The sequence below is a fragment of the Pseudoclavibacter sp. RFBI5 genome (genome assembly GCF_002931395.1).
Taxonomy (GTDB): Bacteria; Actinomycetota; Actinomycetes; order Actinomycetales; family Microbacteriaceae; genus Pseudoclavibacter.
The window spans coordinates 16,355-34,464 of sequence record NZ_PSYA01000013.1 but is presented as its reverse complement, the minus strand read 5'-3'; the positions used below and the strand labels follow the sequence as shown (position 1 = coordinate 34,464).

Genomic DNA, 18,110 nt, shown 5'->3' with positions numbered 1-18,110 from the left:
TAAATAAACTTCCACGGCGCGGTGCGGTGGAGCCTCGCTACGCTGTCCTCGGAAAGCAGGTGGATCGTGAGCACTCAAGGCACTGAGGCGAACTCTCGCACTGTACTGGTCGAACTTCGGGCGCTGCTGCCCTCGCTCCGGCCATCGGAGCGTCGCATCGCCGAGGCGCTCCTCGCCGACCCCGAGGGTTTCGCGTCGAAGTCGATGGCGGAGATCGCGGAGCTCGCCGACACCTCGACGACCACGGTCGTGCGGTTCACGCGACGTGCCGGATACGCGCGCTTCCGCGATCTGCGCCACGACCTCACCGAGCAGAACCTGCGAGAACGCCTCGCCTCGAGCGGAGGGGTCGCACCGGCGGCAGACATCTCACCGAGCGATTCGCTCGCCGACGTCGTCGCCAAGATCGCGATGAACGAGACGCTCTCGATCGCGGACACCGCCGAGGTCCTCGATATCGACTCCCTGGCGGACGCCGTCGCGGCCATCGCGGGCGCCGCCCGTGTCGACATCCACGGGATCGGGGCGAGTTCCGTGGTCGGCGTCGACCTGCAGCGCAAGCTCTCTCGAATCGGGCGCATCGCCCTCGAGTGGCCGGAGGCCCATGCGGCATGGACGGCCGCGGCTGTGCTGGACGATCGGTCTGTCGCGATCGCCATCTCGCACTCAGGCGAGACCGCTGGGGTGGTCGAGTTCCTCCGCATCGCGAAGTCGACCGGAGCGACGACGATCGCGATCACGAACCATGAGCGGTCATCGCTTGCCGGTCTCGCCGACATCGTCCTGCGCACCGCTGCCCGGGAGACCCCGTTGCGTTCCGCGGCGCTCGGCAGTCGAATCGCGCAGCTCATGGTCGTCGACTGCGTCTTCACCGGGGTCGCGCAGGTCGACTACGAGGGTTCTGTCGCGGCCATCGAGAAGACGCATCGGGCGGTCCCGCGGGGCTGAGGTGCTGCGACGAGCGGCCTCGGTGCCGTGCGGCGCCCAGGCGCGCCTTGGTGGGCCCCGCAGTTCGCACTGGTGGGGAACTTTTTTACCTTTTACGCGTTCATCCTGGTACTGTTCTTCAAAATTCGAGCAACGTCGCGAGAAGAGGATGCCCATGAGCGCAAACGACGATCTCGCCAGCGAGCTGCTGAAGCTGCTCGGTGGCCCAGGCAACATCGCCGGCGTCGAGAACTGCATGACGCGGATGCGGGTCTCTCTCGTCGACCACGACCTGGTCGACGACGGCGCGATCACATCGCTCTCCGGCGTGCTGGGCGTTGTCGATGACGACACCTACCAGGTCGTGCTCGGACCAGGCAAGGTCACCAAGGTGACCGACGGGTTCCGTCGAGCGCTCGGTGCCTCAGGTGCTGACGCCGAGGCCCTCGCCGCGCGTGGCGCGGCCATCAAGGCTGGTCAGAAGCAGCGCAACAACACCCCGTTCAAGAACTTCATCCGCAAGATCGCCAATATCTTCGTGCCGCTCATCCCGGCGCTCATCGGAGCCGGCATCGTGGCCGCCGTTCGCGGGCTCCTCGTCAACTGGGTCACGGTCGGGACGGCTCCTGAGTTCGTCGAGGCGGTGGTTCCGGCTCTCACCGTCATCGGCTCGGCGTTCTTCGCGTTCCTGCCGATCTTCGCCGGCATCAACGCCGCCAAGGAGTTCGGCGGCACACCCGCGCTCGGTGGCGCCGTCGCGGCGATCATCGTCTTCGCCGGCATCAGCGACGTGCAGTACAGCCTCCCCGTCCTCGGCGAAATCGTGCTCGCACCCGGGCAGGGCGGCGTCATCGGGGCTATCTTCGCCGCCGGGCTCTGCGCCTGGATCGAGCGCAGTCTGCGCGGGAAGATCCCGGATGCCATCGACATCCTCGTCACGCCGACGCTGGCTCTCCTCATCTCCGGACTCGCCACGATCTTCGTGTTTATGTTCGTCGCGGGCAACATTGCGAGTGCCATCGGCACGGGCGCGATCTGGCTGCTCGACAACTCCGGTCTCCTTGCCGGGTTCGTGCTCGGCGGGCTCTTCCTGCCGCTCGTGATGCTCGGACTCCACCAGGCGCTCATTCCCATCCACGCGACGCTCATCGAGCAGGTGGGCTTCACACCGTTGCTCACGATCCTCGCGATGGCGGGAGCGGGCCAGGTCGGCGCCGCACTGGCGATCTACTTCAGGCTGAACCGGAACAGGTCCCTGCGGACGACGATCAAGGGTGCCCTCCCCGTCGGCATCCTGGGCGTCGGGGAGCCGCTGATCTACGCGGTCACGCTGCCGCTGGGTCGCCCCTTCCTCACCGCCTGCCTCGGCGGTGCCGTCGGCGGTGCAGTCGCCGGAGCCTTCAACCAGTTCGCGGGTGCCTTCGGCGCGACGGCGATCGGCCCCTCTGGGTGGGCGCTGCTGCCGTTGCTGCAGAGCGACAACGGGCAGGGATACGCGATCCTCGCGTATGTCGTCGGGCTTCTCGCCGGGTACATCTCCGGTTTCCTGATCACCTACTTCTGGGGATTCACGCCGGCGCTCCTCGCCGAGCACAACGCGGATCAGGGCAACGAGGAGAACAAGCTGCTCGGCGACGAGGCCGCGCTGGAGGGCGCTGCGGCCACGGCTGCCGAGGCCGGCGGGGCAAGCATGGCAGGCGTTGCAGGCCAGCGCATCGACGTCCTCGCCCCGGTCGAAGGAACGGTGATCCGCCTCTCCGACATCGAGGACGAGGCGTTCTCCGCGGGCACGATGGGTGACGGCTTCGCGGTCGAGCCGACGTCCGGCGACTTCCGCAGCCCCGTATCCGGAACCATCACGGCGTTGTTCCCGACCGGCCACGCGTTCGGCGTCACGACCCCCGAAGGGCTCGAGGTCCTCGTGCACATCGGCCTCGGCACCGTCGACCTGCACGGCGAGGGGTTCGACCTCAAGCGAGCGGAGGGTGACGTCGTCGAGGCCGGTGACGTGATCGTCAAGGTGGATCTCGACGCCGTGCGTGCCCGGGTCCGCTCGCTCGCCACCCCCGTGGTGGTGCTGAACGGCGCAGCATTCCCGATCGTGGAGCGCCGATCCCAGGGCGGCCCGCCGCTCACCGTCGAAGCGGTTGCCGCCGCCACGTCAGCCCGAAGCTGAAACGTGAGGTGGCCGGTGCTCAGTGCTGGCCACCCACCTCGACGAGCAGCACCCCAGCGCCGATGAGGGCGATGCCGGCCGCCATCATCCACGTGAACGGCTCCTTGAAGATGAAGTGGCTGAGCACGGCGGTGAGTGCGACGCCGACGGCCGCCCAGATGCCGTAGGCGACGCCGAGCGGGACCCCCTGCGCCAAGGTCAGCGACAGCAGTGTGAAGGCGGTCACGTAGCCGACGGCGACGGGCAGGTACCAGAGGCGGCTGCCGTCGACGGTCTTCCGCAGGGAGAGCGTGCCGCCGACCTCGGTGAGGATCGCGCCGGCGAGGAAGAGCCAGCCGAGCGTCACGCGGACACCCCGGCGGCCCTCTGCGTCTGATCCTTCAGTCGTTCGGCGCGGTCGTGCGCGCGCTGCGATCCCAGCTCGACGAGCAGCACGCCGCCGATGATGAGCACGATGCCGAGGCCCATGAGTGCGGTGAGCGGTTCTGCGAAGAGCAGCGCCGACAGCAGGGCGGTCAGGGCGACCCCCAGGGCACCCCAGATGCCGTAGGCGACGCCGAGGGGCAAGCCGGCGCGCAGCACAAGTGCAAGGAACGCGAACGAAGCCAGGTACCCGGTGACGACGACCGCGTACAGAGCGGGGGCATCCAGTGCCCCCTTGAGGGAGAGGGATGCGGTGACCTCGCACGAGATCGCCGCGGCCAGGAGCAGCCATTTGCGCATGCGCGGATTCTCGCAGGTTCGGATGACGGACAGAAGCGGCAGCTCCCGGGGCTCTCGGACCCGGGCTCGATAGCGTGGGGTGAGGGCGGCAAGTGGTGCGGGCGACGATGGAGCGGAGGAGCGACATGGGTACTGCAGCGAACGGCAGGTTCGAGCGTCTGCCGGAGCGGGTCGACCCGAGTGACTACTCGATCGACGTTCCTGCGTCCGACCCGGCGAGTGTGACGGAGCAGCTCCCACCGGCCGGGTCACCGGAGCTGATAGCCGCGACGCAGCTCGCGCAGACATCGAGCAGCATCGGCTCGCGGCGACGTCCGCAGATGCGCATCGGTGTCGCCGTGCTCGCGGCTGTCCTGGGCGGAGTCGCGCTGCTCGCCGTCGTCCAGATCCTCTTCTAGCCCCCTGCCCCTTCTCTCCCTCATCTTCTAGCCCCTCTTTCTTTCTATCCCGCTCCTCTTTTGGCCCCTCCGTGTTCGACGCGCTGGCGTTTGTGCGGTGACGTCGGCGCGACAACATCCACCCGGTGATGTCTGCTCGGTGAGGTTGACCCGCCGGTGCTCGGGATGCGGCGTCTTGTCGTTCTCAGTCCGTCACGGCGTCGACGACGGCAGCGGCGAGTTCTGCGGGCTTCGTGAGCTGCGGCCAGTGGCCCGTCGGGAGTTCGACGATGCGAACTGAGCGTGCGCGAGCGAGTTCTGCGACGTAGGGGTGGCCGCCCTCCATGAACTGCCGGAGCAGTGGTTCCGGCATGGTGCTGGTGATGACGACAGCCGGCACGTCGTAGCGGCGTTCGTCGCTCAGCTGCTGCTTCTCGGTCGCGACGCCGGCGGGTTCGGGCACGGCGATTGCCTCGAGCCGTTTCCAGACCTCCTCGCTCATGTCGACCAGCTCGGGCTCTCCGAAGGCGCTGCGGTCGGGCAGCGGGAGGGTGGCGCCGGATGCTTCCAGTTCGTCGTTGATGACGCCGCCGTCTGCGAGCGGGCCGGAGTCGACGTACACGACCTTCGCGACGCGCTCGGGTCGCGCATCCACGACGCCGTAGGCCACGGCTCCGCCGCCGCTGTGCCCGACGACCGCGACGTCGCCGTCGAGCGAGTCGACGAGCGCGATGACGGCCTCGATGTGGGTGCGAAGGCCGACGCCGGATTGGTCCTCACCGGCGCCCTTGCCAGGCAGAGTCAGGGGATGCACGGTGTGGCCAGCCGCTTCGAGGGCCTGTGTGACGGGGGCCCAGGAATCGCCCGTGAGCCAGAAGCCGGGAATGAGGATGATGTTCATGCTGCGACGCTAACGGCGACCACCGACAAAGTCGGATGAGAGTGGATGACGTCAGTCGAGAACCCGGGAGTCAGCTTCCTCGTGCTCGCCGATCCAACCGACGCAGTCGTTCGTTCAGGACTGTGAGCGTGCCGGCTTCCGAAGCGCGACGAAGCTCGCGATCGGCCCGATCGCCAGCACAACAAACGCGTACTGCCAGCCGACGACGCTGGCCAGAGCTGCGACGAGGGCGATCGCACCGATGCTGAGGAAATACCCCAGACCCATTTGCGTGGCGATGGCGCTGCCGACCTGCTGCGGGGGAGCGGCGTCCCCGACCATGGCGGAGTAGAGGGGGGAATCGGCGATCGCGGATGCACTCCAGACGGCGAGGATGACGAGTGCGAATGCGACCGGGAGTGCGACCAGAGCCGGCGTCGCGAGGGCGCAAGTGGCCGAGATCCCAACTGACCAGCGCGCCGCGACTCGCTTGCCGTAGCGGCTCGCGACCACCCCGCCGATGACGCAGCCAACAGCGCCAGCCAGCCCGACGATGCTGAACGCCCAGAGGCCTATCTGCTGTCCGATCCACCCGGGAAGGGTGAGAAGCAGCGCCGGAAGCCAGACCCAGAGTCCGTAGACCTCCCACATGTGGCCGATGTAGGCCAAGGTGATGCGTTGCTGCTGTCGCGAACCGAGCGGCGAGGTTGTGAGGGCGCTCGCTCGCTCGGACCTCTCCGTTGGCACGTCGCCAGCGGATGAGCGCCGAGCTGCGTGGCTTCCCGTCCGCAGGGTGAGGCCGAGGAGCGCTGCAACGGTGGCTGAGGCGCTGCAGGCGACGAGCACACCTCGCCAATCCTCAACCGGCGTTGCCTCAAGCAGATGCGGCGCTGCAGTCCCCAGCGTGAGTGCGGCGACGACACCTGCGACCGCCAGGCCCCGCCAGCGCGGTGTCGACCAGGACACGGTTGCACGCATCCCTGCGGGGTAGACGCAGGAGAGTGTGACGCCGACAAGCACTCGAGAAGCCACAAGCAGCGCGAGGCTCTCGGAAGCGAGCAACGGCAAGAGCGTGACAAGCGCGGTAGCGAGCGAGCCGACAGGGATCAGGAGCTGGGGGTCGAGACGATCGGTGATGCGAGAAAGCCCTACGGCAACCGCGCCCAGCGCGAACCCCGCCTGCACCGCGACGACCAGCAGCGTCCGCCCCGTCGCATCAAGATCGAACTCGATGGTGAGCGACGGGACGGCGGCGGCTGTAGCGAACCAGCACGAGATCGCCAGGATCTGGACGACGATACCGACCGAGATCTGCCAGAGCGCGATGATCAGTCGAGGCTGGTCCACACCGTCTTCGTTTCGAGGTAGGACTCGAGGTTCGCGTGCCCCATGTCGCGGCCGTAGCCGGACATCTTGTACCCGCCGAAAGGGGCGGCCGCGTCGGTGGCGCCGTACATGTTGATGTACACGGTTCCTGCTTGAAGGCGCCGAGCGAGGCGATTCGCTCGGCCGATGTCGCGTGTCCAGATTCCAGCCGCCAATCCATAGGGGGAGTCGTTGGCGCGCCTGGCGATCTCGTCGACGTCGTCGAACGGCTGCGCGACGACGACGGGACCGAAGATCTCTTCCCGAACTGCCGTGAAGGTGTCGTCGACATCCGTCAGGATGGTCGGCCGCACGTAGTAGCCCGCCGAGTCGACGCCGTCGGGAAGCTGCGATCCGCCCGCGGCGGCTGTGGCGCCCTGCTGCAGGGCGCCGTCGATGAATCCGCGGACGCGCTCGTGTTGCGTGCGACTGATCAGCGGACCGAGTTGCGACTGCTCTGCAAGACCGTGACCGACACGCAGCGACGCGGCGATCGTTGCGAGCTCGCCGACGACCTCCTCGAAGATGCCGCGCTGGATGTACAGGCGTGAGCCTGCTGAGCAGGATTGTCCAGCGTTCGAGAAGATCGCCGATGCGGCGCCTCGCGCGGCCTCCGGTACCGGGCTGTCGTCGAAGACGATGTTCGGGCTCTTGCCGCCGAGCTCGAGTGTGACGCGTTTGACCATGGGGGCCGCCCGCTGTGCGATCCGAGTTCCGACTGCCGTTGAGCCGGTGAAAGCGACCTTGTCGACGCCGGGATGATCGACGAGGGCTTCCCCGGCTTCAGCCCCATATCCCGTCAGGATGTTGAGGACGCCCGGCGGAATGCCCGCTTCGAGCGCCAGTTGACCGAAGCGCAGGGCGCTCAGCGGAGTGTTCTCGGCTGGCTTGAGGATGATGGTGCACCCGGCGGCCAATGCGGGGGCGATCTTCCACATGGCCATGAGAAGTGGGTAGTTCCACGGCACGATCTGCGCGACGACTCCGACGGGTTCTCGCTCCGTCCTCACCATCGCGTCTGGGATCGATACGGGGATCGTGTTCCCCTCGATCTTGGAGGTCCAGCCGGCGAAGTAGTCGAGATGACGGATGGCGAGCGGGAAGTCGCCGGCTTCCACGTCACGGCGAAGCTTGCCTCCGTCGATGACCTCGAGGTCGATGATCTCTTCGCGGTGTTCCTCGAGAATGCGTGCGAAGCGAGTGATCGCGAGGCCTCGATCCAGCGCGCTCATTCGGCGCCACGGTGAGGTGTCGGCAAAAGCCCGGCGAGCCGCGCGGACTGCACGATCCGCATCCACTGCATCCGCGGCAGCGGCTCGAGCGATCACGCGCCCGGTGCCCGGGTCGACGACGTCCGTCGTGCGAGCAGAGTGCGCTTCCACCATCTCGCCGTCGATCAGCAGGCGAGGGGGTGCAGCGAGGAAGACACGCGTGGCACTGCTCAGGTCGGGGCCAAGCGCGGTTTCGAGGTTCGGGGCCTGCTGGTTGAGGTGCGTCATGAAGTCCTCCAGTTGTCTTGTCCGGTCACGCGTGGTGCAATGCGGCGAATGCGTCGGCCGGCATCGTGGTTGTCGTATCTCCAAGGAGAAGCGCCCTGTACGTCGCGGTCGCTGCCTCCTCGAGGTTCAGCGCACGGCGGTAGGCCATGGAGATGGTCTCCCCGAGCGCAGAGCAGCCGTGGTTGCCCATGACGATGCAGTTGTGGGATTTTGCCTGCTCAGCAGCGGAATCGGCCAGTTCGTCGGAGCCGTTCGGGTAGTACGGCGTGGTGCCGATCGAGCGGACGTAGTACGCGTGGTCGAGTGTGATGAGCCGAATCTCGTGGCCCAGCGCGTCGAGGAGAACAGTGTGCTGGGGGTGAACGTGCACGACGGAGTTGATGTCCTGGCGCTCCTCGTACGTCCGCTGGTGCAACTTCCATTCGCTGGAAGGAGAAGGGTTGCCGGCTACGACTTCTCCGGCGAGGTTCATCACAGTGAAGTCGTCGGGGGTGAGCCGGTTGAGCCAGGTGCCTGACGCGGTGACGACAAAGGTGGTGTCGTCGACGCGTGCCGAGAGGTTGCCTCCGGAAGCGAGGGCCAGGCCCCGCTCGACGACGCCGAGTCCCGTTTCGCTGAGTTCTGCAGTGAGCGCTTCGACGCGCTGTTGTGTGGTCATGTGTCACTCCGAGTTTTGGCGAGATGTGGATGGATCAGGTGGCGATGGGGGCAGGTGTCGATGAGGCGGACGACATCTGGTCCGCCGTGACGCCTGGCTTCGAGGGCTTGAGCATGAACGTCAGGACGAACCCGACGAGGTACAGGCTGGCGATGACCCAGATCGTTCCCTGGATCCCGATCGGGGTCACCAGTCCGGCGATCACTGGGCCGATGAACTGGCTGAGTCCAGCGCCGAGGTTGAGGATGGCGACGGCGGCTGCCTTGTGCATGGGGGCGAGGAGGGGAACGATTGCCGAAAGTGGCACGAACATGCCGAGCGCGAGTCCGTAGGCGATCGCGATGGCGATGGTGACTGCGAAGTTCGGGCCGATTGCGGTCGGCACGTAGTACAGGGCGAGGATCGTCACGAAGCAGCCGATGCCGCCGGCCCAGGCGACGACGTTGACGCGCCCGATCCAGTCAGACAGGTAGCCGGAGATGAGGTTGGCGGCGACGTTGGCGGCGAGCATCGTGCCCCAGATGACCTGCCACTCGGCGACTGCGAACCCGACGTCTCGAACCATGTACGTCGTCAGGAAGACCACGAACGCGTAGAACGAGAGGGTATTGATGAGGCGCACGATGCCGCCGATGCCGATCTTGGGGTTCGTGCCGACGATCGTGATGCTGCTCACCACACCCCGAACGCTGTTCGCGACCGTGACCTTCTTGCTGACTGGGTTGCGGAGGAGGAGAGCGACCATGAGGCCGCCGACCGTGACGAATGCAAGCGAGAGCCAGAGTGTCGCCAGCTCTCCGATGACCGGGATGATCGCCCCGGCGAAGTAGGAGCTGAGGACGCCGAGGCCGAGGGTGGAGAAGAACCAATACCAGCCGACCGCCTTGCCCATCACGTTCTCCGGCGTTCCCATCGTGACCCACACGAGGAATCCGTACGCGAACATCGGGTAGCCAAGGCCCCTGATGCCGAAGGCCAGCAACATGATGCTGAAGTTCTCGGCCATTACTCCGAAGACGAGGAAGAGCACCTGGAAGACGACCCAGATACCGAAGCCGAGCATCATGACTCGCTTCGGACCCCAGGCTTCAGCCAGCGCACCGCTGAGCCAGGCGGCTGCGGCGACGACGATGCCGTACGTCGCCCAGAGTGCGGTGATCTGTCCGGCGTCGAAGCCCTGCTGATCAAGGTACGGCGAGAGGAAGCCCGCCTCGATGCCGTCGCCGATCATGAAGATCGTCAGCGCGACGAATCCCCACGCGATGGGGCGAGCGATGCCCTGCGTGCGCAGGAGCCGCGCGAACCGACTCTCGGTACTGGAGGGAGAACTGATTGCCATAGGGAGACTCCTCATTGAGTACGTACTGGCTAGTGGTGTACATTTGTTCACAACAGTGAACTTATGCTCCACACATAGTGGGCGTCGAATCCGGCCGTGTCAAGTACTCGATCGAGAACGAGATCGGCGACCGTGGCGGAGCTCCATGGGAGGATTGCGGCATGCTGCTGGGACGCGTTGCACGGATGTACTACGAACACGGCCTCACTCACCAGGAGATCGCGAACGCGCTCGGCCTGTCTCGAATTCGCGTCACCAGGTTGCTCGCAGAGGCGCGCGAATCCGGCCTCGTCGAGATCGTCGTGCACGTTCAGGACTCCCTCTTCGCTGACGAAGAGCGTGACCTGGCGGCACGCTACGACCTTCGCCAGGCGTGGGTCGCACCGAGTGTGGCCGATTCCGCGAAAGCCGACCGGGCCTTCGCGGCCGTCGGCGCCGAAGCGCTCGTCAGCGTCATCGAGAAGGATGCGGTCGTCGCGCTCGGGATCTCGACCGCTGTGGCGCTCGTCGCCGCCCAGGTGCCGGAGCAGGCGCTCGGTGCCAAGTTCGTGCCGATCGCCGGAAGTGGCGGCGGTCTCGTCAATGGCGCGAACCCGCATGAGCTCGCATCGACGCTCGGTCGACGAACCAGTGGACAGGCATTCCACTTGCCCGCCCCGCTCCTTGCGGCGTCAGCTGACGCGGCGAAGAGTGCGTACGCCGACCCCGGCGTGCAAGAGGTGCTGCGTCTTGCGTGCGGGGCGGGTGTGCTGGTCGCGGGTCTCGGTGGAACCGAGGCGAACCAGGGGCTCCTGCTCAAGTCGCTGGATGCTGATGCGAGGGCCGCGCTCACGGCGCAGGGTGCTGTCGGAGACTTGGCTGGTCGATTCTTCGATGCGCAGGGTGAGGCCGTCCTCGGCGCTCTCGATGAGCGCATCGTCGGGCTGACGCTCGAGCAGATGCGCACGATCCCGCGGAGGCTCGTCATGGCGCATGGCGTGACGAAGCTGCCTGCGCTCCGTGCTGCGCTCGGCAGTGGCCTGATCAACATGCTCGTGACCGACTCGGAGACTGCCGCGGCGCTTCTCCGCTGAGTCGGCGAGAAGCGCCCTCCGTTCAGCGTGCGAACGGAGGGCGCACGAGGGCGTCAGGATGCGGTTGCCGTCGTGAGAGCCTTGGCGTTCGCGACGCCGGGGAGCGGCTCTCCGGCGAGCCAGAGCTGCAGAGCGTGGGCTGCGATGCGCGAGTGCTCGGCGATGACATCGTCGGAGGCGCCGGCAATATGAGGTGTCATCGTGACGTTGTCGAGCGCGAAGAGCTCGGAGTCGTAGGGGAGTGGCTCTTGGTAGAAGACATCGAAGCCTGCGCCCGCGATGCGGTGCTCGCGGAGGACCGCCATCAGCGCCTGTTCGTCGATGATCGCCGCACGACCCGCGTTGATGAGGAACGCATCGCTCTTCATCAGCGCAAGCTCCCGCGCGCCGATGAGTCCTTCCGTCTCTGCCATGAGGGGCACGTGGACCGTCACGATGTCCGAGGTCGACATCACCTCGTCGAGGGTGGCGACTACCGCGTCTGATCCGAAGGCGTCAGCTGGGAGGAACGGATCGTAGACCTTGACCTTCATCCCGAACCCGAGTGCACGTCGGAGCATTCTGCGGCCGACGGCTCCGCCGCCGAGAATTCCGAGCGTTCGCCCGCCCAGGCCGATGCTCCTGAAGCGTTCGTAGGGTTCGAAGACATCGCTCTCTGTCCAATTCTTGGCGCGTAGCCAGCGCTCAGACGCTGACACGTGGCGCACAGTCGCCATGAGGAGGGCGAAGCTGAGGTCGGCGGTCACCTCTGCATTGCGGCCGGGTGTGGTGATCACGGGGATTCCCCGGGAAGAGCACGCGTCAAGGTCGACGTTGACGGGTTTTGCCCTGCAGGAGACCACGGCCGCGAGGTTCGGTGCAAGGGCCAGTGTCGCCTCGTCGATGAGGTCGAGCTCTGCGACGATCACCTCCGCGGCCGCGAGCTGCTCGTCGATGCCTCGATGGGCCAGGGAGGTGCCATCCATCGAAGGGGCGATGCTGGTGACCTCGAAGCTGGTCCGCAGCAGCGCCAGCTGGTGCGCGTCAAACGGTGCGGTGATCAAGACGGATGGGCGGGAGTCGGTCACAGGGATCCTCCTTGGTGGACGTGCGTGCTTCTGGTTGGGTGGCTGGGCGCGGGTCGTGGTGGCTCGGATTTCGGATACTCGGTGGACACGGCAAGAGCCGTTGATCGCTCGCGCAACGCGCGCAGCTGGGGCCAGACCGGCCTCAGCGCATCGCGCGTCTCGATGAAGGTCGTGTAGGCGTCTCGGTAGATCTCGGCTCGCTCACGGGAAGGGGTGAAGGTGCTCGAGGCGGGTGCCAACATGTGGACGGCGTCTTCCAGGCTCGATGCGTGTTCCCCCGCGAGAAGCGCCAGGGTGGCGGCGCCCCGGGCTCCGACCTCTGGGGCCTGCTGTCGGATGATGCTGCGACCGCTGACATCGGCCAGGACCGAGCAGAGCAGGTTCGATTCCGACCCACCACCGCAGACGAGAAGATCACCGTCGAGGCCGAGCATGTCGAGACACTCCGTCAGTGCATACGCCAGGCCCTCGTAGACGCTTCGGAGGAGTTGCGCGGGAGTTGTGGTGATGCTCATCCCGAGCCAGCCCGCCGAAGCCGCCGGGTCGAAGAAGGGTGCGCGTTCGCCGCTCGGGGCCCCGTATGGAAGGTAGATGACACCGCCGCTGCCCGGAGGGACGACGTCGGCCTGCAACTCCACGGCCGCCCAGTGCTCGTGGGTGAGCCCCAGCGTGTCTCTGACCCAGTCGAGGTTCGGTGTCCCGGTCATTGGGGCCATCGATTCCAGCACTTGGCTGCCGCGTCCGGTGAAGAGCACGATGCTCTCGCGGGTCCTTACTTCGGTGCGGGACGGGTGGTTCACGCCTATGAACCCGGTTGTTCCCAGGATCGCGTAGCCCTGGCCGTCGCCGATCGCACCGAGTCCGACCCCTGCGGCGGCCGTGTCGACAAGGCCTATGGCGACGGGAATTCCGGCGGGAAGGCCGAGCTGTTCCGCGACCTGGGGGAGGAGCGTCCCACCGACTGATTCTGGCGGTTGCACCGGAGGTAGGGCGTTCCGGAGCCGCTCGTGGCTCAGGGCTCTCAGGAGTTCATCCGAGTAGGCGCCAACGGCTGTGTCGAGGTAGGTGCGGGAAGCTTCGCTGGGGTCGGTGGCGACGATGCCAGTCAGGTTCCAGCGCAGCCAGTCCTTGCAGTTCAGGTGGTACCCGAGGCGGTCGTTGTCGAGTGCACCGGTTTCCTGGAGCTCGTCGACGAGGAGGGGGAGTGCACCGGCGAAGAGGGGGGAGCCGGTGATGTCGTTGACGGTCGCTGCCCGACCGTCCTCGAGCCAGTCGGCGAGGCGTGCGTTCGCCCGTCCATCGAGCCAGAGTGCTGCGGGTCGCATCGGATGGAGGTCGCTGTCTACCAGCCAAGCGCCATCGCCTTGGCCGGTGACGCCGATCGCGATGACGTCGGTGTCTCCGAGCTCGTGGACGACTTCGGTGATGGTCGCGGCCGCGGCCTGCCAGACGAGGGCCATATCGACCTCGGCGCGGCCGTCGTCGTCTCTGTGGATGCGAACACTGGATTTCGCATCGGCAAGGATCGTGCCGTCGAGGGCGAAGGCGACGGTCTTCACTGAGGTGGTTCCCGCGTCGATTCCGAGGATGGCTTGGATGCGTCCTTGCATTCGTAGCTCCGAACATTAGTGCGTCATTGCGATCAGATGTTCAGTATGGACGAAGTCGACATGTCCCGCAACCGCTGTGGCCTCCGGATAGCTCTCGGCGCCCCCCGGTTCAGAGCGCGCGGTTCGCAGCCTCCGCGCTCGCGGGATCCGGATGCGTCGACGCCCAGTTCGACAGCAACTGCAGGCGCTCGTGGGATGCGCTCCCCGGCTCTGCGGAGAACACGAGCATGAGCAGTCCGCGGTCAGAGGCGAGATCCATGCTCTGGTAGGTGAGGTCGAGGTCGCCTACGACGGGGTGGTGCACGCGCTTCAGCCCGTCGCGGTGCTCGCGCACGTCGTGAGCTCCCCAGAGCCTGCGGAAGAGCTCGCTGCGAGTGGAGAGCTCGCCAACGAGGTTGCTGAGGTTGCGGTCGTGCGGGGAGCGGCCAGCCTCGGATCGGAGGAGTGCCACGATCTGACGCGTGTTGCCCTCCCAGTCGCGGTAGAAGTCATGCGAGCGCTCGTCGAGAAAGAGGAACCGGGCCGCGTTGACAGGCGAGCGGGCATCCTCGAACATCGGGGCGAACAGCGCACGACCGAGCGTGTTGGTCGCGATCGCGTCGAGTCTGCCGTTCTGGATGAACACGGGGACCGTCGACATGGCGTCGATGGTCTGCTGCATGGCTGCGCTGAGCTGCTGCTTCTTGGTGCGGCGCTGTCGCTGCGGGCGCGTGCCCTCATTGGCCGCCCTCACCAGTTCGTGCAGGTGCGCATGCTCGGCCTCGTCGAGGTGCAGGGCACGGCTCACGCCGTCGAGCACGGCCTCGGAGACACCGCCGGCGTTGCCTCGCTCGAGTCGCTTGTAGTACTCGGCGCTCATCCCCGCGAGCAGTGCGACCTCCTCGCGGCGAAGCCCAGGAACGCGGCGTCGACCACCGAAGTCGGGCAACCCCGCCTGCGACGGCGTGAGCTTCGCGCGTCGAGAGGTGAGGAACGCGCTCAGGTCGTCATGGATGTCCATGCCAGCGACCATACGCCGCAGCTCGCTGCCCAGAGGGGCCCTGTCAGTGCACCTCACATCAGGGCCGCGCTGTCGTCGATGGATGCGGATTGACTGCTTTCCATGAAGCACATCACTCTCGGAGGCCTCGAGGTCTCCCGCATCGGACTCGGCGCCATGACCATGGCGGGTACCTACACAAGCGAGGGCGCGCTCGACCACTCCGAATCGATCGCGACCATCGACCGAGCGCTCGAACTCGGCGTGACCCACATCGACACGGCAGAGATCTACGGCCCCTTCCTCAGCGAGGAGATCGTCGGCGAGGCGATCAAGGGGCGCCGTGACGAGGTCAAGATCGCGACGAAGTTCGGTCTCTACTCCCACGCCGAGCGGCGGCCGGGTGCCGATAGCAGCCCAGAGAACATCCGTGCCGCCGTCGAAGGCTCGTTGCGCCGACTCGGCACCGACCACATCGACCTCTACTACCAGCACCGCGTCGACCGGAACACTCCCATCGAGGACACGGCGGGTGCCGTCTCCGAGCTGGTCGCCGAGGGCAAGGTCCTGCATTTCGGGCTATCGGAGGCATCCCCCGAGACGATCCGGCGGGCGCACGCCGTGCATCCCGTCACCGCGCTGCAGACCGAGTACTCGCTGTGGACGCGTGACGTGGAGGCTGAGATCCTCCCGCTGCTTCGAGAACTCGGCATCGGATTCGTGCCGTATTCCCCGCTGGGCCACGGGCTCCTCACCGGTCAGATCCGTTCGGTCGCCGATTTCGCGGACGACGACTGGCGCAAGACGAACCCGCGATTCACGGGCGAGAACTTCGAGCGCAACCTGCGCATCGTCGACGAGGTCCGTGCGATCGGGGAGGAGATCGGCGCGACGCCAGCCCAGACGGCGCTGGCCTGGATCCTCACGCGCGGCGACGACATCGCCCCCATCCCGGGTACACGCCGCGTGAGCCGCCTCGAGGAGAACACCGCCGCCGACGAGATTGTGCTCACCGAGTCGCAGATCACTCGCCTCGATGCGCTCGAGCCGGCCGCGGGTGCCAGGCACGACGCCGCGAACATGGCCTCCATCGACCAGTGAGTCGTACGCAGTGAGGAGCGGGGTCGTGAGAAGCCGGGCATACGTGGCTCGCCGCGGCCCCGCTGACGCGAATCGACGAGATCGTAGGGTGGAAGCATGAGCAGCGTCGCCCGCGGAGGTCAAGGCACGCGAACTCTGCGCGCCAGCGTCTCGCTTGCCGTGGTTGCCGCACTCGCGGTGGGGCTCTCCGGGTGCTCTGCAGCTCCGGAGCCGACGCCCAGTCCGCCCTCGCCAGTGAGCCCGGCCGCGCTCGTCGAAGAGGCCGCGCACATCCTGGAAGAGCACGGCCTCTACTCGGGCGGGGATTGGTCGCTCGAACGGGATGCCCTCATCGCGGCGGGCGCGCAGGCGGAAGACCTCGAGGAGGCGTACGAACTCATCGCGGCAGCTGCCGGCGACGCCGGAGGAAGGCACGCGAGGTTGCTCCCCGCGGACGAGCGGGATGCTCTGTACGCGGAAGCACCGAGCGCCCCGCCGACGGTCAAGGCGACGGACGGGCGCACCGTCACGATCACCGTGTCGGCAATCGGGCACGACGGTCAGCTCGCCGAGGAGTATGCGCGCGCCGGTGTCGAGGGGCTGGCCGCGCTCGCGGACACGGAGACGTGCGGCTTCGTCGTGGACCTGCGCGGCAACTGGGGCGGCAGCGCATTCCCGATGCTCGGCGCGGTCTCGCCGCTCTTCGACACGAACGACGTCGCGGGATTCGTGGACCGCGACGGCACACACAGCGCGATCACCGTGACCACGGAGAGCGCGACGTCAGACGACGGTCACGAGCTGCGCTTCGATGCAGAAGTGGACATCGACACGAACGTCTTCGACGGCAAGCCGATCGCCGTCCTGCAGGATTTCTACACCGCGTCGGCCACTGAGATGGTGCTGACCGCGTTCACCGGGCAGAGCAACGTGACGACCTTCGGGGAGAAGAGCAACGGCCTCGCGACCGGCGTCGACGGCTTCATGCTCGCCGACGGCTCCGAGATCCTCCTCACGACCTCCCGCTACACGGACCGAACCGGCGCGGTCATGCCAGAGCCCATCCAGCCGGACGTGTCCGCGCTCACGGGTGAGGCCCCGGCGCTGGCCCACGACTGGCTTGCGGGGCAGTGCGCGGCAGTCTGACTGTGTCTCGGTCGCGCCCGGCGACCAGCATCGCCACCAGCACGATCAGCATCAGGTGCACGACGGAGGCGGTGCCGCCTCTGGTCAGCCAGCCTTCGATCCACGGGGCCGGCCCGGTGTTGAGGTCCAGCACCTCGAAGCGCTGCGAGAGCACGACGAAAGCCGCACCGACCAGGACAGCCGTCGCTACCGCGAAGCCGAGCCGCAGCGCGAAGCGGGCGGCAGGGTCCAGGTTGCGCACGGCTCGGGTGAGGACGAGGAGCGCGCCGCCGCCGACGTGATTGTGCTCACCGAGTCGCAGATCGCCCGTCGCGACGCGCTCCAGCTCACCGCGGGTACCAGGCGCGATGCCGCGAACATGGCCTCCATCGACGAGTGCGGCCTCCATCGACACTCGCCACGACGGCCCGTCCGTGCACTGCGCACGAGAGGTGCTGGGTCCGGTGCCATGAGCCGCTTTTCCAGGGCGGAAGCACCGGTTTGACGTTGCGGAGCCCGAGGGGGAACGAGCCGTGCTCCTGTCCCGTGACGACTGGGCTGCGTCCCAGTGGGAGGTGTCACCTCGTGCTGGGTGCTCGCAACGGTGATGGGTTCTGCGGATGCGCGTGCGGGGTTTCGGCAACCGGTGATGGGTAAAAACCCATCACCGTTGCGAAAAGTCCGCACGGCCGGTCAGACCAGGTGCGCGGCGTCTCGACGCCAGGTGCCGCTCCCGCATCGCGAGGAACAGCGGCAGGGCGAACGCGAACGCCACGCCGAAGCACAGGATGTATACCCACAGGCGCCGCATGCCCTGGCGGCGGCCCTCGACGATGATGAACACGACGCCAACCGTGGCGGCGACGAGCACGTCGATCACGATCGACGTGACGGCGGGACCGCTGCCGAAGTAGTCGCCGATGAAGGCGCTGCCCTCCATGCCAGCGATGACGTTGAAGGTCCACGTCACGGCACCGCCGACGATGGCGAGCAGGAGGTAGACGATCGCGAGGGGAGTCCAGGTGGATGCGCGCATGCGGCAAGAATCGCACGCCCGGCGCCGCGCATCCAGAGCCCCCGTCCCGGCCCCGCGCACCCCGAACGTGTCCCGACCTCATCCCGGGCCTCGATGCGAGTCCCGCGGCCGAGGGCTGAGTTGTGGTCGTCAAGACTCGCTGGAAGCGACCATAAGTCGGCTCTGGGCGGCGGGGGATGGCGCGGCCGCGCGCATC

The 18,110-nt window shown here is 67.1% G+C and carries 18 protein-coding genes; 6 read left to right on the top strand and 12 right to left on the bottom strand.

The annotated features are described in order from the left end of the window. The first annotated feature begins 66 nt into the window (after positions 1-66). Positions 67-948 (top strand): MurR/RpiR family transcriptional regulator, encoded by an 882-nt coding sequence (locus C5E06_RS15700; protein WP_104307523.1) that lies wholly within the window; start codon positions 67-69, stop codon positions 946-948. A gap of 154 nt (positions 949-1,102) precedes the next feature. Next, positions 1,103-3,103, top strand: a complete 2,001-nt coding sequence (locus C5E06_RS15695; protein ID WP_219820229.1) for a glucose PTS transporter subunit IIA — start codon at positions 1,103-1,105, stop codon at positions 3,101-3,103. Positions 3,104-3,122: 19 nt separating this feature from the next. On the opposite strand, the gene C5E06_RS15690 is transcribed toward C5E06_RS15695, so the two are convergent. After that, entirely contained in the window at positions 3,123-3,449 is a 327-nt protein-coding gene (locus C5E06_RS15690; RefSeq protein ID WP_104243859.1) for a multidrug efflux SMR transporter, read from the bottom strand. Further along, positions 3,446-3,826: a multidrug efflux SMR transporter gene (locus C5E06_RS15685; RefSeq protein ID WP_104307521.1), complete on the bottom strand. Its 381-nt coding sequence runs from the start codon at positions 3,824-3,826 to the stop codon at positions 3,446-3,448. Before C5E06_RS15685 ends, C5E06_RS15690 begins: the two co-directional genes overlap by 4 nt. 125 nt (positions 3,827-3,951) lie before the next feature. Between C5E06_RS15685 and C5E06_RS15680 the strand changes: the two genes are divergently transcribed. Next, positions 3,952-4,224, top strand: a complete 273-nt coding sequence (locus tag C5E06_RS15680) for a hypothetical protein (protein WP_104243854.1) — start codon at positions 3,952-3,954, stop codon at positions 4,222-4,224. 184 nt (positions 4,225-4,408) lie between these two features. Here C5E06_RS15680 and C5E06_RS15675 read toward each other — a convergent pair whose 3' ends face one another. From C5E06_RS15675 to C5E06_RS15655, 5 genes are all read right to left on the bottom strand, one after another. Then, positions 4,409-5,104: an alpha/beta fold hydrolase gene (locus tag C5E06_RS15675; RefSeq protein WP_104307520.1), complete on the bottom strand. Its 696-nt coding sequence runs from the start codon at positions 5,102-5,104 to the stop codon at positions 4,409-4,411. Between the two features lie 114 nt (positions 5,105-5,218). Then, positions 5,219-6,430, bottom strand: a complete 1,212-nt coding sequence (locus tag C5E06_RS15670; RefSeq protein WP_104307519.1) for an MFS transporter — start codon at positions 6,428-6,430, stop codon at positions 5,219-5,221. Next, positions 6,412-7,947, bottom strand: coding sequence for an aldehyde dehydrogenase (locus tag C5E06_RS15665; RefSeq protein ID WP_104243848.1), 1,536 nt, complete (start codon positions 7,945-7,947; stop codon positions 6,412-6,414). The genes C5E06_RS15670 and C5E06_RS15665 overlap by 19 nt, the downstream gene beginning before the upstream one ends. Positions 7,948-7,972: 25 nt before the next feature. Beyond that, a complete protein-coding gene (locus C5E06_RS15660; protein ID WP_104307518.1) occupies positions 7,973-8,605 on the bottom strand; it encodes a class II aldolase/adducin family protein in 633 nt (210 codons plus the stop codon). 34 nt (positions 8,606-8,639) lie between these two features. Then, on the bottom strand, positions 8,640-9,944 hold the full coding sequence (locus C5E06_RS15655) for an MFS transporter (RefSeq protein ID WP_104307517.1): 1,305 nt from the start codon (positions 9,942-9,944) through the stop codon (positions 8,640-8,642). 77 nt (positions 9,945-10,021) lie between these two features. Between C5E06_RS15655 and C5E06_RS15650 the strand changes: the two genes are divergently transcribed. Beyond that, a complete protein-coding gene (locus C5E06_RS15650) occupies positions 10,022-11,017 on the top strand; it encodes a sugar-binding transcriptional regulator (RefSeq protein ID WP_104243842.1) in 996 nt (331 codons plus the stop codon). A 53-nt stretch (positions 11,018-11,070) separates the two neighbouring features. Here C5E06_RS15650 and C5E06_RS15645 read toward each other — a convergent pair whose 3' ends face one another. The 3 genes from C5E06_RS15645 to C5E06_RS15635 form a co-directional block, all read right to left on the bottom strand. Continuing rightward, a complete protein-coding gene (locus tag C5E06_RS15645) occupies positions 11,071-12,084 on the bottom strand; it encodes an NAD(P)-dependent oxidoreductase (RefSeq protein ID WP_181059545.1) in 1,014 nt (337 codons plus the stop codon). After that, positions 12,081-13,694 (bottom strand): FGGY family carbohydrate kinase, encoded by a 1,614-nt coding sequence (locus tag C5E06_RS15640; protein ID WP_104307515.1) that lies wholly within the window; start codon positions 13,692-13,694, stop codon positions 12,081-12,083. The genes C5E06_RS15645 and C5E06_RS15640 overlap by 4 nt, the downstream gene beginning before the upstream one ends. 109 nt (positions 13,695-13,803) lie before the next feature. Continuing rightward, positions 13,804-14,694: a helix-turn-helix transcriptional regulator gene (locus tag C5E06_RS15635; protein WP_104300617.1), complete on the bottom strand. Its 891-nt coding sequence runs from the start codon at positions 14,692-14,694 to the stop codon at positions 13,804-13,806. A 102-nt stretch (positions 14,695-14,796) separates the two neighbouring features. Between C5E06_RS15635 and C5E06_RS15630 the strand changes: the two genes are divergently transcribed. Then, positions 14,797-15,774, top strand: coding sequence for an aldo/keto reductase (locus tag C5E06_RS15630; protein WP_104307514.1), 978 nt, complete (start codon positions 14,797-14,799; stop codon positions 15,772-15,774). Positions 15,775-15,870: 96 nt separating this feature from the next. Then, positions 15,871-16,899: a S41 family peptidase gene (locus C5E06_RS15625; protein ID WP_104307513.1), complete on the top strand. Its 1,029-nt coding sequence runs from the start codon at positions 15,871-15,873 to the stop codon at positions 16,897-16,899. Here C5E06_RS15625 and C5E06_RS15620 read toward each other — a convergent pair. Both C5E06_RS15620 and C5E06_RS15615 read right to left on the bottom strand, forming a co-directional pair. Continuing rightward, positions 16,838-17,287: a hypothetical protein gene (locus tag C5E06_RS15620; RefSeq protein ID WP_104307512.1), complete on the bottom strand. Its 450-nt coding sequence runs from the start codon at positions 17,285-17,287 to the stop codon at positions 16,838-16,840. The two genes, C5E06_RS15625 and C5E06_RS15620, sit on opposite strands and share 62 nt — an antisense overlap. 255 nt (positions 17,288-17,542) lie before the next feature. Next, positions 17,543-17,914 (bottom strand): DUF2834 domain-containing protein, encoded by a 372-nt coding sequence (locus tag C5E06_RS15615; RefSeq protein ID WP_104307511.1) that lies wholly within the window; start codon positions 17,912-17,914, stop codon positions 17,543-17,545. Between the last annotated feature and the right edge of the window lie 196 nt (positions 17,915-18,110).

Excerpts from the sequence above, each read along its gene's own strand:
- C5E06_RS15695 (WP_219820229.1), top strand. The coding sequence starts at position 1,103 with ATGAGCGCAAACGACGATCTCGCCAGCGAGCTGCTGAAGCTGCTCGGT.
- C5E06_RS15685 (WP_104307521.1), bottom strand. The coding sequence starts at position 3,826 with ATGCGCAAATGGCTGCTCCTGGCCGCGGCGATCTCGTGCGAGGTCACC.
- C5E06_RS15680 (WP_104243854.1), top strand. The coding sequence starts at position 3,952 with ATGGGTACTGCAGCGAACGGCAGGTTCGAGCGTCTGCCGGAGCGGGTC.
- C5E06_RS15675 (WP_104307520.1), bottom strand. The coding sequence starts at position 5,104 with ATGAACATCATCCTCATTCCCGGCTTCTGGCTCACGGGCGATTCCTGG.
- C5E06_RS15665 (WP_104243848.1), bottom strand. The coding sequence starts at position 7,947 with ATGACGCACCTCAACCAGCAGGCCCCGAACCTCGAAACCGCGCTTGGC.
- C5E06_RS15660 (WP_104307518.1), bottom strand. The coding sequence starts at position 8,605 with ATGACCACACAACAGCGCGTCGAAGCGCTCACTGCAGAACTCAGCGAA.
- C5E06_RS15655 (WP_104307517.1), bottom strand. The coding sequence starts at position 9,944 with ATGGCAATCAGTTCTCCCTCCAGTACCGAGAGTCGGTTCGCGCGGCTC.
- C5E06_RS15640 (WP_104307515.1), bottom strand. The coding sequence starts at position 13,694 with ATGCAAGGACGCATCCAAGCCATCCTCGGAATCGACGCGGGAACCACC.
- C5E06_RS15635 (WP_104300617.1), bottom strand. The coding sequence starts at position 14,694 with ATGGACATCCATGACGACCTGAGCGCGTTCCTCACCTCTCGACGCGCG.
- C5E06_RS15630 (WP_104307514.1), top strand. The coding sequence starts at position 14,797 with ATGAAGCACATCACTCTCGGAGGCCTCGAGGTCTCCCGCATCGGACTC.
- C5E06_RS15625 (WP_104307513.1), top strand. The coding sequence starts at position 15,871 with ATGAGCAGCGTCGCCCGCGGAGGTCAAGGCACGCGAACTCTGCGCGCC.
- C5E06_RS15620 (WP_104307512.1), bottom strand. The coding sequence starts at position 17,287 with ATGGAGGCCGCACTCGTCGATGGAGGCCATGTTCGCGGCATCGCGCCT.
- C5E06_RS15615 (WP_104307511.1), bottom strand. The coding sequence starts at position 17,914 with ATGCGCGCATCCACCTGGACTCCCCTCGCGATCGTCTACCTCCTGCTC.